At 62.5% G+C, this 12,494-nt stretch carries 15 protein-coding genes; 2 read left to right on the forward strand and 13 right to left on the reverse strand.

What is annotated here, in order from left to right; all coding sequences use genetic code 11:
* Positions 1-145: 145 nt before the first annotated feature.
* From ntrC to dusB, 3 genes are read right to left on the reverse strand one after another with little or no spacing between them, the layout of a single operon-like run.
* Positions 146-1,597 carry a nitrogen regulation protein NR(I) gene (gene ntrC, locus MOV76_RS25345; protein ID WP_017964172.1) on the reverse strand — a complete coding sequence of 484 codons (1,452 nt, stop codon included), beginning with the start codon at positions 1,595-1,597 and terminating at the stop codon, positions 146-148.
* Positions 1,594-2,748, reverse strand: coding sequence for a nitrogen regulation protein NR(II) (locus MOV76_RS25350; RefSeq protein ID WP_018241914.1), 1,155 nt, complete (start codon positions 2,746-2,748; stop codon positions 1,594-1,596). Before MOV76_RS25350 ends, ntrC begins: the two co-directional genes overlap by 4 nt.
* A complete protein-coding gene (gene dusB, locus MOV76_RS25355; RefSeq protein WP_247265549.1) occupies positions 2,745-3,761 on the reverse strand; it encodes a tRNA dihydrouridine synthase DusB in 1,017 nt (338 codons plus the stop codon). Before dusB ends, MOV76_RS25350 begins: the two co-directional genes overlap by 4 nt.
* Positions 3,762-3,906: 145 nt before the next feature.
* Between dusB and MOV76_RS25360 the strand changes: the two genes are divergently transcribed.
* Positions 3,907-5,124, forward strand: coding sequence for a bifunctional 2-C-methyl-D-erythritol 4-phosphate cytidylyltransferase/2-C-methyl-D-erythritol 2,4-cyclodiphosphate synthase (locus tag MOV76_RS25360; protein ID WP_131703251.1), 1,218 nt, complete (start codon positions 3,907-3,909; stop codon positions 5,122-5,124).
* Positions 5,121-5,624 (forward strand): CinA family protein, encoded by a 504-nt coding sequence (locus MOV76_RS25365; RefSeq protein ID WP_197728257.1) that lies wholly within the window; start codon positions 5,121-5,123, stop codon positions 5,622-5,624. Before MOV76_RS25360 ends, MOV76_RS25365 begins: the two co-directional genes overlap by 4 nt.
* Before the next feature lie 14 nt (positions 5,625-5,638).
* On the opposite strand, the gene MOV76_RS25370 is transcribed toward MOV76_RS25365, so the two are convergent.
* From MOV76_RS25370 to MOV76_RS25415, 10 genes are all read right to left on the reverse strand, one after another.
* A complete protein-coding gene (locus MOV76_RS25370; protein ID WP_003559123.1) occupies positions 5,639-6,091 on the reverse strand; it encodes a type II toxin-antitoxin system RatA family toxin in 453 nt (150 codons plus the stop codon).
* A 9-nt stretch (positions 6,092-6,100) separates the two neighbouring features.
* Entirely contained in the window at positions 6,101-6,697 is a 597-nt protein-coding gene (locus MOV76_RS25375) for an AAA family ATPase (RefSeq protein ID WP_113542273.1), read from the reverse strand.
* Between the two features lie 40 nt (positions 6,698-6,737).
* The gene (locus tag MOV76_RS25380) at positions 6,738-7,286 is read right to left on the reverse strand and encodes an AAA family ATPase (protein WP_247265550.1); all 549 of its coding nucleotides are present in this window, start codon (positions 7,284-7,286) and stop codon (positions 6,738-6,740) included.
* A 68-nt stretch (positions 7,287-7,354) separates the two neighbouring features.
* Positions 7,355-8,326, reverse strand: a complete 972-nt coding sequence (gene lipA / locus MOV76_RS25385; RefSeq protein WP_247265551.1) for a lipoyl synthase — start codon at positions 8,324-8,326, stop codon at positions 7,355-7,357.
* Between the two features lie 46 nt (positions 8,327-8,372).
* Positions 8,373-8,621, reverse strand: coding sequence for a GlsB/YeaQ/YmgE family stress response membrane protein (locus tag MOV76_RS25390; RefSeq protein ID WP_012757333.1), 249 nt, complete (start codon positions 8,619-8,621; stop codon positions 8,373-8,375).
* A gap of 20 nt (positions 8,622-8,641) precedes the next feature.
* The gene (locus MOV76_RS25395; RefSeq protein ID WP_003539329.1) at positions 8,642-8,896 is read right to left on the reverse strand and encodes a GlsB/YeaQ/YmgE family stress response membrane protein; all 255 of its coding nucleotides are present in this window, start codon (positions 8,894-8,896) and stop codon (positions 8,642-8,644) included.
* Positions 8,897-8,972: 76 nt separating this feature from the next.
* Positions 8,973-10,421 (reverse strand): dihydrolipoyl dehydrogenase, encoded by a 1,449-nt coding sequence (gene lpdA, locus MOV76_RS25400; protein WP_247265552.1) that lies wholly within the window; start codon positions 10,419-10,421, stop codon positions 8,973-8,975.
* A gap of 16 nt (positions 10,422-10,437) precedes the next feature.
* Entirely contained in the window at positions 10,438-11,019 is a 582-nt protein-coding gene (locus MOV76_RS25405; protein WP_247265553.1) for an N-acetyltransferase, read from the reverse strand.
* A 2-nt stretch (positions 11,020-11,021) separates the two neighbouring features.
* A complete protein-coding gene (locus MOV76_RS25410; protein ID WP_018241905.1) occupies positions 11,022-11,663 on the reverse strand; it encodes an SGNH/GDSL hydrolase family protein in 642 nt (213 codons plus the stop codon).
* Between the two features lie 19 nt (positions 11,664-11,682).
* Positions 11,683-12,494: 2-oxo acid dehydrogenase subunit E2 (locus tag MOV76_RS25415; RefSeq protein WP_247265554.1), on the reverse strand; the 812-nt coding region annotated here is incomplete at its 5' end.

Raw genomic sequence — 12,494 nt, forward strand, 5'->3', positions numbered from 1 at the left:
GCAAGGTCACCATGCTCATGAAGCACTATCTGATATCGGGCCAGCCCAGCCGGCGCGTGCGCTGATGAGCCATTCATGAGCGTCATCGCGACCGGGAGGATGCGCGTCCGACATCCCTCCGCAGCACCGTGCAAGCCCAACACGCTCAGGCGGTGCGGGAGCTTCTGTAGACCGAGACGCCAAGTTCCCTGATCTTCTTGCGCAAGGTGTTGCGGTTGAGACCGAGAAGATCGGCGGCCTTGATCTGGTTGCCGCGCGTCGCCGTCAGTGCGGCGAGGATCAGCGGATATTCCATTTCGGTCAGCACACGATCATAGAGGCCGGGCGGCGGCAGATTGTCACCGAAGCCTGCGAAGTAGCTGCGCATGTTCTCTTCGACGGCTTGCGCGATCGTCATCGAGCCGCTGCGGATCGGCCCCTTGTCGATCGGGCTGTCGGGCACGTCGGAGCGCAGTTCCGCGTCGATGATCTCGCGGGTGATCACATCCTGCGGATAGAGCGCCATCAGACGGCGGATGAGGTTTTCCAGCTCGCGGACGTTGCCCGGCCAGGCATAGGCCTTCATCAGTTCCAGCGCTTCCTGATCGAAGCGCTTGGAGCCGAGGCCTTCCTTTTCGGCCTGCTGGATGAAATGGCGCACCAGGTCGGGAATATCCTCGGCGCGGTCGCGCAGCGGCGGCAGGCGTAGCGGCACGACATTGAGGCGGTAATAGAGATCCTCGCGGAAGAGGCCCTGGTTGATCGCCTGCTTCAAGTCCTTGTTGGTGGCGGCAACGATGCGCACATCGGTGCGGATCGGCGTGCGGCCGCCGACGGTGGTGTATTCGCCCTGCTGCAGGACGCGCAGAAGCCGTGTCTGGGCGTCCATCGGCATGTCGCCGATCTCGTCGAGGAAGAGGGTGCCGCCCTCGGCCTGCTCGAAGCGGCCGGTCGAGCGGGTCTGCGCGCCGGTGAAGGCGCCCTTCTCGTGGCCGAAGAGTTCGGATTCGATCAGATCACGTGGGATCGCCGCCATGTTGATTGCGACGAACGGGCCGTTGCGGCGCTTGCCGTAGTCGTGCAGCGCGCGGGCGACAAGCTCCTTGCCGGTGCCGGATTCGCCGGTGATCATCAGCGTCAGGTCCGTCTGCATCAGGCGGGCGAGCACACGGTAGATTTCCTGCATCGCCGCCGACCGGCCGACCAGCGGCATGCCGTCCTGCATGTCGTCTTCAAGCTTGGCAGGCTTGCGCTTCGGCTCGGCAAGCGCCCGGCCGATGATGCCGATCAGCTCGGTGAGATCGAAAGGCTTCGGCAGATAGTCGTAAGCCCCCTTCTCCGAGGCCTTGATGGCGGTCATGAAGGTGTTCTGAGCGCTCATGACGAGAACGGGCAGGTCGGGCCGCGCCTTCTTGATGCGCGGCAGCAGATCGAAGGCGTTCTCGTCGGGCATCACCACATCGGTGACGACCAGATCGCCCTCGCCTGCCGAAATCCAGCGCCAGAGGGTAGCGGCGTTGGAGGTGATGCGAACGTCATAGCCGGCGCGGCTCAAAGCCTGGTTGAGCACGGTCCGGATGGCCGCATCATCATCTGCAACGAGGATCGTGGCTGTCATCGAGAAGGTCCTGTCGAGCTTGCTATAGAGGCGTCCTCGAGCGAGGCGTCCTTCGACGCCGGCATGAGAACGCGGAATGTCGTGCGGCTGTTCTGGCTGTCGCATTCAATGATGCCGCCGTGATCGCCGATGATCTTGGCGACCAGCGCCAGGCCGAGGCCGCTGCCGTTCGGCTTGGTGGTGATGAAGGGATCGAAGAGATGCGGCACCAGATCGGCGGGAACGCCGGGACCGTTGTCATGGACGCAGAATTCCAGCGGCAGCGAGATCTTTTCGCGCGTGCCGGCGACCGAAAGACGGATGCCCGGGCGATAGGCCGTCGTCAGCATGATCTCGCCGTCCGGCCGATCGCCGACCGCTTCGGCGGCGTTCTTCACCAGATTGAGGAAGACCTGGACGAGTTGATCGCGATTGGCATAAACGGCCGGCAGCGACGGGTCATAACTTTCGGTAACTCGGATGTTGCGGGCAAAACCTGCCTTGGCGACGGCCTTCACGTGATCGAGCACGGAATGGATATTGACCGGCATGCGGTCGACGGGGCGTTCGTCGGAAAAGACTTCCATACGGTCGACCAGCGAGACAATGCGATCGGTCTCGTCGCAGATCAGCCGGGTCAGCGCCCGATCGTCATCGATCGCAGACTGCTCAAGCAGCTGGGCGGCGCCGCGTATGCCGGAGAGCGGGTTCTTGATCTCATGCGCCAGCATCGAGGCAAGGCCGGTCACCGAGCGGGCGGCGGCGCGATGTGTCAGCTGCCGGTCGATCTTGTCGGCCATCGAGCGTTCCTGAAAAACGATGACGACGGCGCCGGGCTCGCTAAGCACCGGGGCGACATAGAGATCGACGAGCTTGTCCTGGCCGAGACGGGGCGAACTCAGGTCGACGCGATATTCGTTGACCGGCGCCTTGCGCTCACGCACCTGGTCGATCAAGGCGAGCAGCGGGCTGCCGAAGGGAATGAAGGTCGAGATACGGTAACGGGCCAGATGCGAGGCGCTGGCGCCGAAGAAGGCCTCCGCCTCCCAATTGGCGAAAACGACAAAGCCGGATTCGTCGACCATGATGACGGGGTTCTGGATGGCGTTCAGCACGGCCATGGCGACGGTCCCGCCGGCGTGATCGGACGGAGATGTCATATCCTTTGTCATGCCGCCTCCCGGCTGTCGACAATACTCGCCGCAAGCGCATCGTAGAGGCGCGCGGCCACCTCGCGCGGGTCGCGCGAGGTCATAATCTCCGCCTTTTCCGCGCCTGACAGATCAGGCGCGAAACGCTGGAGATACCAGCCAAGGTGCTTGCGGGCGTGGCGGATCGCCACCGCTTCGCCGTAGAAATCCAGCATCATGCGGTAATGCTCGACGGCGAGCTCGGCGATCTTCAGGGATTGCGGTGGAGGCGCACCTGATATGACGCCGGCATGCCACGGCCTGCCCTGGCAGCCCCTGCCGATCATCACGGCATCGGCGCCGGAGCGGCGCAACATTTCCTGCGCCTCGCCTGCGGTTTCGACATCGCCATTGGCGATCAGCGGGATTGAGATTACGTCGCGGACGGCGCGTATCGCGTCCCAATCGGCCCGGCCTTCATAGAATTGCATGCGGGTGCGCCCGTGAATGGTCACAAGCTGGATGCCGGCGGCCTCGGCGCGACGCGCGATGTCAGGCGCGTTAATCGAATTCTCGTCCCAACCGAGGCGCATCTTCAGCGTTACCGGAATGTCGACGGCCTTGACCGTCGCCTCGATGAGGCCGAGCGCATGATCGGGATCGCGCATCAGCGCCGAGCCGGAATAACCGCCGATCACCTTCTTTGCCGGACAGCCCATATTGATGTCGATGATATCGGCGCCATGATCGGCGGCGATCTTGGCAGCCTCGGCCATCCAGTGCGCCTCGCGCCCGGCAAGCTGCACCATATGCGGCCGGAAGCCCGCAGCCCGCAGCCGCGACCAGGACTCGGCCGTGTCATTGACCAGTTCGCGGCTCGCCACCATTTCGGTGACGACGAGGCCGGCGCCGAAGCGCCACGCAAGCTCGCGGAAGGGCATATCCGTGACGCCGGACATCGGCGCCAGCACAACGCGGTTCCGCACGGACACGGGTCCGATTCGGAAAGGCGCTGCGAGGTCCTTGGAAATCAATTGATTATCTTTCGGGCACACAATAGAACTGCATTATTTTTAGCCATTATTCCCTAGCTTGCCAAGGGGGCTGGGATGGGAATTGATATTTTTCGGGCAGATGCTGGAAAAGGCCAAAGCAAGACGTTAGAGCACTCGGGTCAATTCCGCATATTTTAGGGGATTTATGCTGCAAATGCCTTCTAAGCAACCGATATCGGCTGGAATTGTCATCGTGGCCGCCGGCCGCGGCGAGCGCGCGGGATCCTCCACGGAGGGCCCCAAGCAGTATCGCATGATCGGCGGCAAGCCGGTTATCGTGCATACGCTTGAAAACTTCATGACATGGGAAGCAGCAAAGCAGATCGTCGTCGTCATTCATCCCGATGACGAGGCGCTGTTTGCAAGAGCCTTCCGCCACATCATCTCGGCAACGCCGATCGAAACGGTGCATGGTGGCGCCACCCGGCAGCAATCCGTGCTTGCCGGCCTCAGATACCTCAAGGACAAGCAAATCAGCCATGTGCTGATCCATGATGCCGTTCGGCCGTTCTTCGACCATGTGCTTCTGGACCGCATTGCCGAGAGCCTTGACGCCGGCGCGCAGGCGGTCCTGCCGGCAATCCCGGTCACCGATACGCTGAAACGCGCCGACAGCGCCGGCACCGTGCTGACGACGGTTTCACGCGAGCATCTCTACGCGGCGCAGACGCCGCAATCCTTCGCCTTCGAAACGATCCTCGAGGCGCATGAGAAGGCGGCGGCGAGCGGACGAAGCGATTTCACCGACGATGCCTCGATCGCCGAATGGCTGGGCATTCCGGTGACGATCGTCGAGGGCACGGCCGACAACGTCAAGCTGACGGTCAGGAACGATATCGCCATGGCCGACGACAAGCTGTCGACTTCGCTGCTTCCAGACGTGCGCACCGGCAACGGCTACGACGTGCACCAGCTCGTAGCCGGCGATGGCGTGACACTCTGCGGCGTGTTCATTCCGCATGATCAGAAGCTGAAAGGTCACTCGGATGCCGACGTCGCGCTGCATGCGCTGACGGACGCGCTGCTCGCCACCTGCGGCGCCGGCGATATCGGCGATCATTTCCCGCCGTCCGACCCGCAATGGAAAGGGGCGGCCTCGCGGATCTTCATCGAGCATGCCGCCCGGATCGTGCGCGAGCGCGGCGGCACGATCATGAATGCCGACGTCTCGCTGATCGCCGAGGCGCCGAAGGTCGGCCCGCATCGCGAGGCCATGCGCGCGAAACTGTCGGATTATCTCGGCATCGATATCGAGCGTTGCTCGGTCAAGGCGACGACCAACGAGACGATCGGCTTCGTCGGCCGGCGCGAAGGCATCGCGGCGATCGCGACTGCCACCGTCGTCTATCGCGGAAGGAAATGATGAGCCTTTTTCCTCAGGATATAATTTCGATGGCGGAGGCGATCATCCGTGACTTCACGGCTGCGGGGCTGATGTTCTCCACAGCCGAATCCTGCACCGGCGGACTGATTGCCGGGGCGCTGACGGAGATATCGGGTTCATCAGCCGTCGTCGACCGCGGCTTCGTCACCTATACGAATACCGCAAAGATGGAGATGCTCGGCGTACAGGCGGAAACGCTGCTGCGTTTCGGGGCCGTCTCCGAGGAAACGGCGCAACAGATGGTGCATGGCGCCCTCTTCCGTTCACGCGCCGAGATCGCCGTTGCTGTCACCGGTATTGCTGGCCCTGGCGGCGGATCGGCGGAAAAACCGGTCGGCCTCGTGCATCTCGCCGCCAAATCGCGCGCCGGCGCGCTCATCCATCGGAAAATGCTCTATGGCGATATCGGCCGCAGCGAGGTTCGGCTGGCGACGATCAGGACGGCGCTGGAGATGGTGCGCTCGCTCCTTGCTGCCTGACGCGGGTTCGCTCATCAAGCCGGCGTGTAGATCCTGTTTGCCCTGGTCTCGAAGGCCTCGGTGAACATGCGGAAGGCGCGGTCGAACATCGAACCCATCAACGCGCCGAGAATGCGGCTCTTGAACTCGTAGTCGATAAAGAAATCGACGGTGCAGCCGCCGGAGGGCGTCTCGGCGAAGTGCCAGCGATTGTCGAGATATTTGAACGGGCCATCGATATACTTGACCTCGATGACGTGCTCGGCCCGGTTCAGCAGCACCTGCGTCGTGAAGGTCTCGCGGATCGCCTTATAGCCGACCGTCATGTCGGCGACGAGCAGGATCTTGCCGTCGCGCTCCTTGCGGCTCCTGATGGCCAGCGCTTCGCAGAGCGGCAGGAATTCCGGATAGCGCTCGACATCGGCGACGAGGTCGAACATCTGCTCGGGCGTATGCGGGACGGGACGGTGCGTTTCGAATTGCGGCATAGGCGGCAATTAATCGGGCCGGCCGAGAAGATCAAGAAGCTCGCGCATCTGGCGGCGGGATTTTAGCTGAAGAACCGGCACGTCAGGGCCATGTGCGGCGATGCCGGCGACGAGGCGCGGCGCAAATTTCTCCTCGAAGGTCCAGATGAAGCGGAGGAATTCCCAATCGACCTTCTCGATACAGCCCCGCGCCATTTCGGGGCGAGTGCGGCCGATCCATTTCGCCCACCGGCTGATTGCGCCCCAGATACAGAGAAGCCGCGGCATGCGGACCCAGATGACGAAATCGGAGCGCGGCAGCCGAATGTCCAGGGAGGATGGGTTCGTGCCGTCCATGATCCAACGTTCTTCGAGGATCCGGCTGGCGATGATATTTCTCTGCTCGACTCTGTCGCGCACCACCCAGCCGGGAAGCCAAAATACGTCGCGATCGAGCGAAATGTAGGAAAGCCCGAAGCGCTTGGCAATCTTCAGCGATAGCGTGGATTTGCCGCCGCCCGAGCAACCCATGACGAGGATGCGGCGGGCTGTGCGAATATGCTCAGCAGCTTGTTTAAGATCGGTGATCTGCTGACGCGGCGGCAAGTCTACTCTCTGATCCATCATGCAACTCCCTCGAGCCAAACGTGCGTTTCGCCGGCGCGACTCAAGCGCTAAGAGCGGCGAACCGGTTAGCTGCCTTGCGCGATCTTAAGATGATGGTGGAATTGAAAAGCCCGTGATCGCGAAGTGCTGCCTCGATCAGAGGTGCGGCATGCCGTTCGAAATTCCAGATATAGGCAAGCGCGTCCAGCGAGAGGCGTTCCGGGCAGCCGGCAGGCAGTTCGGGGCGGTTGCGCCCAAAGTAGCGGAACGCTCTCGATAGGGCGCCGTAGAGGCATGCATATCTGGGCAGCCGAAGCCAGATGACGAGGTCCGCGCGCGGCAGGCGAAGATGGAAGGAGCTGAGGCCGGTTCCATCAATGATCCAGCGTTGTTCCGCCACCGCCTCGGCTATCCGGCGGTCGATCTCGTCGCGCGGCCTCTTTCGCCAGCCCGGTAGCCAGTAGAAATCGCGGGCCATGGAGATGTAGTTGAGGTCGAGCGCTCGCGAAAGCCGCGTTGCGAGTGTGCTCTTGCCGCCGCCGGGGCAGCCGATCACCAGGATACGGTCGGCTTCGACCAGCGTCGATTTCACTCCGGAGGTGATGTTCATCGTCGGCCTCCCAAAGAAAAACCGCGGCGAAAATCGCCGCGGTTCAATCAAAAAGCAAGTACCAGATGTTACTCGGCTGCCATCAGCAGCTTCTTCTCGCGCGCCGCTCTCAGCCGGGCAAAGTCGTCGCCGGCATGGTGGGAGGAGCGGGTCAGCGGGCTGGAGGCGACCATCAGGAAGCCCTTGCTGTAGGCGACGGTCTCATAAGACTTGAACTCGTCGGGGGTGACGAAGCTTTCGACCTTGTGGTGCTTGCGCGTCGGCTGCAGGTACTGGCCGATCGTCAGGAAGTCGACATCGGCTGTGCGCAGATCATCCATCAGCTGGAGGACTTCGTTTCGCTCTTCGCCAAGACCGACCATGATGCCCGATTTGGTGAACATGGTGGGATCGAGTTCCTTCACCCGCTGCAGCAGGCGGACAGAATGGAAGTAGCGGGCGCCGGGGCGAACCGTCAGATAGTTGCCGGGCACTGTTTCCATATTGTGGTTGAAGACGTCGGGCTTGGCGGCGACGACGCGTTCCAGCGCACCCGGCTTCTTCAGGAAGTCCGGCGTCAGGATCTCGATCGTCGTCATCGGCGAGGCGGCACGGATTGCCCAGATCACCTTTTCGAAGTGTTCGGCGCCGCCGTCCTCCAGGTCGTCACGGTCGACCGAGGTGATGACGACGTGGGATAGGCCCATCTCCTTGACCGCCTTGGCGACATTCTCCGGCTCGGCCATGTCGAGCGCATTCGGCTTGCCGGTGGCGACGTTGCAGAAGGCACAGGCGCGGGTACAGATCTCGCCCATGATCATGAAGGTCGCGTGCTTCTTGTCCCAGCACTCGCCGATATTCGGGCAGCCGGCCTCCTCGCAGACTGTGACGAGCTTGTGCTCCTTCACGATCGCGCGCGTTTCGGCATAACCCTTGGAGGTCGGCGCCTTGACGCGAATCCAGTCCGGCTTGCGCATGACTTCCGTATCAGGCCGATGCGCCTTCTCGGGATGCCGCACGCGCTTGGCGTCGCGATTGATCGTATCGAGGATCGTCACCATTGCAGTTTCAGCTTTCTACCGCCCCTATGCGGCAAATCGATCGGATCTAGCGCCGCACCAGCCGCGCAAGGAATATCAACAGGCAGGCTCCGAGGAAACCCGTCACGAAATAACCGAGCCGTCCGCCGACCACCTCGACATGGAATTGCGCGAGGACGGCGCTTGCGACGACCGAACCGACGATGCCGAGCACGATGTTCAGAAAAATCCCGTATCGCGCTTCCATCAGCTTGCCGGCGAGCCAGCCCGCAAGCCCACCGATGATGATTGCCGAAATCCAACCGACGCTTTCCATGCCCTGCCCTCAGTTACGCCTCAAGCGACCGCCCTTGCGATCAGAACCACGATGATGGCGCCGACGGTGGCGTGGATGATCTGCACCACCAGCGCGTTTTCAATGCCCAGCGAAATACCGAGCGCGCTGAACAGATAACCGCCGACGAAGGCGCCGATGATGCCGCTCAGCAGGCATCTTATCAGCCCGCCGCCACCGACGACCAGGCTTGCGAGGAAGCCTGCAACCAGGCCGATCAGCAAAAATACCAGCAACGCCTGCGTCTCCATAGACATGATGATTTCCTTTCGTTTTTTCCACCCCAGCGGCGTGGCTTTCCACTCCGGACATAAAGGGCAGCTTCGGAAATTCTCAAGCGTTCAGCACACGGCCGTAAGCATCGAGCACCGCTTCCTTCATCGTTTCGGACACGGTCGGATGCGGGAAGATCGTGTGCATCAGCTCTTCCTCGGTCGTTTCGAGGTTCATCGCCACGACGAAGCCCTGAATGAGCTCGGTGACTTCGGCGCCGACCATGTGGGCGCCGAGCAGCTCACCGGTCTTCTTGTCGAAGATCACCTTCACCATGCCCTGGTCCTCGCCGAGCGCGATCGCCTTGCCGTTCGCCGCGAAGGAGAAGCGGCCGACACGGATGTCGCGGCCCAGCTCTTTGGCTTTCGCTTCGGTGATGCCGACAGAGGCGACCTGCGGATTGCAATAGGTGCAGCCCGGGACCTTGCCCTTGTCTGTGGGATGGACGTTCGGCAGGCCGGCGATCTTTTCGACGCAGACGACGCCCTCATGCTCTGCCTTGTGCGCCAGCATCGGTGGGCCGGCGACATCGCCGATCGCATAGATGCCGGCGACATTGGTCTTGCCGTAGCCGTCGATGACGATGCAGCCGCGGTCGGTCTTGACGCCGAGCGCCTCGAGACCGAGGTTTTCGATATTGCCCTGAACGCCGACGGCAGAAATCAGCCGGTCGGCGGTGATCTGCTGCACCTTGCCATCAGCCGTCTCGACATGGGCGGTAACGCTGCCGGCGCCCTTCTCGACCTTCGTGACCTTGGCGCTGGTGAAGATCTTGAGGCCGCGCTTTTCAAGCTGCTTGCGGGCGATCGCCGTTACCTCGGCATCCTCGACCGGCATGATGGTCGGCATGACTTCGACGACGGTCACATCGACGCCCATCGAGCGATAGAAGCTTGCAAATTCGATGCCGATCGCGCCTGAGCCCATGACGATCAGCGACTTCGGCAAAACATCCGGCTTCAGCGCCTCGAAATAGGTCCAGATCAGCTTGCCATCCGGCTCGATGCCAGGCAGCGCGCGTGGACGGGCGCCGGTCGCGATGATGATGTGCTTGGCGGTATAGGTGCCCTCGCCGCTCTTGACGTTCTTCGGCAGCGGATGCTGCGGCTCGACAACGAGCTTCGACGCCTTGCCGACAACGATCTCGCCGGGCTTGGTGATCTTCGCTTCGCCCCAGATGATGTCGATCTTGTTCTTCTTCATCAGGAAGCCGACGCCGGCATTCAGGCGGGCGGAGACGGCGCGCGAGCGGCCGACGACGGCCTTGGCATCCGGCTTGACCGTGCCTTCGAGAACGAGGCCGAAATCCTTGAAGTGATTGGCGTGGTCGAGCACCTCGGCCGAGCGCAGCAGCGCCTTGGTGGGTATGCAGCCCCAGTTCAGGCAGATGCCGCCCATATGCTCGCGCTCGACGATCGCGGTCTTGAGGCCGAGCTGGCTGGCACGGATAGCAGCGACATAGCCGCCGGGACCCGAGCCGATGATGATGACGTCGTAGGATTCAGCCATGTGTTTCCTGCCTTTGTTACGCTGCGCTGCGGGTCATGAGCACCCACGCGTGTCTCTTGCTGTTTTCGAAGAGCGGCACGGCATCGGCGCGCGCAGCCTCCAGGAATCCGTTTCTTCCATAAAGCGACAAAGCCGCTTCGTTGTCGCTTGCGGTGATCAGGCTGACGGGCCGCCGATCGGCCCTTTCGATCTGATCGTCCAGCAGCCTGCGTCCGATGCCGATGCCGCGCAGATGGCGATAGACGCCGAGACTGCCGATGAACCAGCTTCCCACAACCGCTTTCTGCAAGGCGAGCATCGGTGCGGTTGCCGGAATCGTCGCCTCGATATCGCCTATCCCCTCACCCAGCGCATGGCCGATCGCCACACCTGCGACCTCGCCATAGGCCTCGGCAATGACGGCATCCCGCCAGCCGCCGACGGCTTCCTCCTCGCTCATCTTCAGCCGGCCCCGCTCCAGCGGCGTATCGCTCACGCCGTTTTCCACACCGGCAAACCAGAGCCAGGAGGCAAACCCGCGCGATGCGATATCCGCCAGAATCGCCAGCTCCGAGGCATCCCGCCGTGAGGCCTGCCGGAGGGCGATGAAGGAGGCCATGGTCAGATCCCCAGCATCATCCGCACGATCGATTCCAGCCCGCGTCCGAGCGCACGCGTATTGTCCGCATCGAGGTGAATGCCATCGATCGGCGTGGTCTTGGCGACGGAATTGCCATCGAAGAAGCCACAACCGAGTTCGTCGGCAAGATCACGATAAAGCGTTGCAAGCTTTGCCGATTCCTCGATACCGCCGGGAAAGGATGCGGCGAAAGGCACGTTGCCCGTCGCGCGGATCGCCGGCGGCGCCACGATCAGAATCTCCGGCCCATCAAATTCGAAGGGCCAGGCATGATTGCGGATCAGCCGCACGAGGCGGCTGATGCCCTGGCATGCGGCAAAGGCAGAACCTGCCACAACCGGCTTCATGTCATTGGTGCCGAGCAGAAGGATGACGAGGTCGAGCGGTGCATGCGTCTGCAGGATCGTCGGCAGGATGCGCGCACCGTTGCGGTCGCAATCGGCGAGATGGTCGTCGAAAGCGGTGGTGCGACCGTTCAAGCCTTCGGCGATGACGCGCGCCTCATGGCCGAGCGCTGCCTGAAGCACGCTCGGCCAGCGATTTTTGTAATCATGACGGCCGATCGTCTCGGCGTCATAACCCCAGGTCAGCGAGTCACCATAGCAAAGAACGGTCTTGGTCATTTCCGCCTCCGCGCCGCTATCAGACAAGCATGCCCATCGGGTTCTCGATGTAGCCCTTGAAGGCCTGGAGCAACTCGGCGCCGAGCGCGCCGTCGACGCAGCGATGGTCGGTCGAGAGCGTGACGGACATCACGGTGGCAATCGTCATTTCGCCCTTCTTGACGACGACCCGCTGTTCGCCGGCGCCGACCGCGAGGATCGTCGCATGCGGCGGGTTGACGACGGCTGCGAAGTTCTTCACGCCCATCATGCCCATGTTCGAGACGGAACTGGTGCCGCCCTGATATTCCTCAGGCTTCAGCTTGCGATCCTTGGCCCGCTTGCCGAGATCGCGCATCTCGTTGGAGATTGTCGACAGGGTCTTTTCCTCGGCCTTGCGGATGATCGGGGTGATCAGGCCGCCGGGGATCGAGACGGCGACGCCGACATCGGCGTGCTTGTGCTTGACCATGTTGCTGTCGGTCCAGGAGACGTTGGCATCCGGAACGTCGCGCAGCGCCAGCGCCATGGCCTTGATGACCATGTCGTTGACCGAGAGCTTGTAGGCCGGAGCGTTGTCCTTGCGCGGAGCCGCATCGTTCAGCTGGGCGCGTAGCGCCAGCAACGCATCGAGCTCGCAATCGACGCTGACGTAGAAATGCGGGATCGTCTGCTTGGATTCGACCAGTCGCCTGGCGATCGTCTTGCGCATGCCGTCATGCGGCACGAGCTCGTAGGAGCCCGGTTCGAAGAGCTTGAGCACGGCTTCTTCGGACGCGCCCTTCGCAGCGGTTGCCGGAGCCGGCGCGGCAGCGGATACGGGCGCAGCAGCAGCCTTGGCGCCGCCACCGG

The organism is Rhizobium sp. PRIMUS64 (assembly GCF_023006465.1).
GTDB lineage: Bacteria > Pseudomonadota > Alphaproteobacteria > Rhizobiales > Rhizobiaceae > Rhizobium > Rhizobium leguminosarum.

Bases quoted from the DNA above. Each gene is read 5' to 3' on its own strand.
- ntrC (WP_017964172.1), bottom strand. From the start codon at position 1,597: ATGACAGCCACGATCCTCGTTGCAGATGATGATGCGGCCATCCGGACC.
- MOV76_RS25350 (WP_018241914.1), bottom strand. From the start codon at position 2,748: ATGACAAAGGATATGACATCTCCGTCCGATCACGCCGGCGGGACCGTC.
- MOV76_RS25360 (WP_131703251.1), top strand. From the start codon at position 3,907: ATGCTGCAAATGCCTTCTAAGCAACCGATATCGGCTGGAATTGTCATC.
- MOV76_RS25365 (WP_197728257.1), top strand. From the start codon at position 5,121: ATGATGAGCCTTTTTCCTCAGGATATAATTTCGATGGCGGAGGCGATC.
- MOV76_RS25370 (WP_003559123.1), bottom strand. From the start codon at position 6,091: ATGCCGCAATTCGAAACGCACCGTCCCGTCCCGCATACGCCCGAGCAG.
- MOV76_RS25375 (WP_113542273.1), bottom strand. From the start codon at position 6,697: ATGATGGATCAGAGAGTAGACTTGCCGCCGCGTCAGCAGATCACCGAT.
- MOV76_RS25380 (WP_247265550.1), bottom strand. From the start codon at position 7,286: ATGAACATCACCTCCGGAGTGAAATCGACGCTGGTCGAAGCCGACCGT.
- lipA (WP_247265551.1), bottom strand. From the start codon at position 8,326: ATGGTGACGATCCTCGATACGATCAATCGCGACGCCAAGCGCGTGCGG.
- MOV76_RS25390 (WP_012757333.1), bottom strand. From the start codon at position 8,621: ATGGAAAGCGTCGGTTGGATTTCGGCAATCATCATCGGTGGGCTTGCG.
- MOV76_RS25395 (WP_003539329.1), bottom strand. From the start codon at position 8,896: ATGTCTATGGAGACGCAGGCGTTGCTGGTATTTTTGCTGATCGGCCTG.
- lpdA (WP_247265552.1), bottom strand. From the start codon at position 10,421: ATGGCTGAATCCTACGACGTCATCATCATCGGCTCGGGTCCCGGCGGC.
- MOV76_RS25405 (WP_247265553.1), bottom strand. From the start codon at position 11,019: ATGGCCTCCTTCATCGCCCTCCGGCAGGCCTCACGGCGGGATGCCTCG.
- MOV76_RS25410 (WP_018241905.1), bottom strand. From the start codon at position 11,663: ATGACCAAGACCGTTCTTTGCTATGGTGACTCGCTGACCTGGGGTTAT.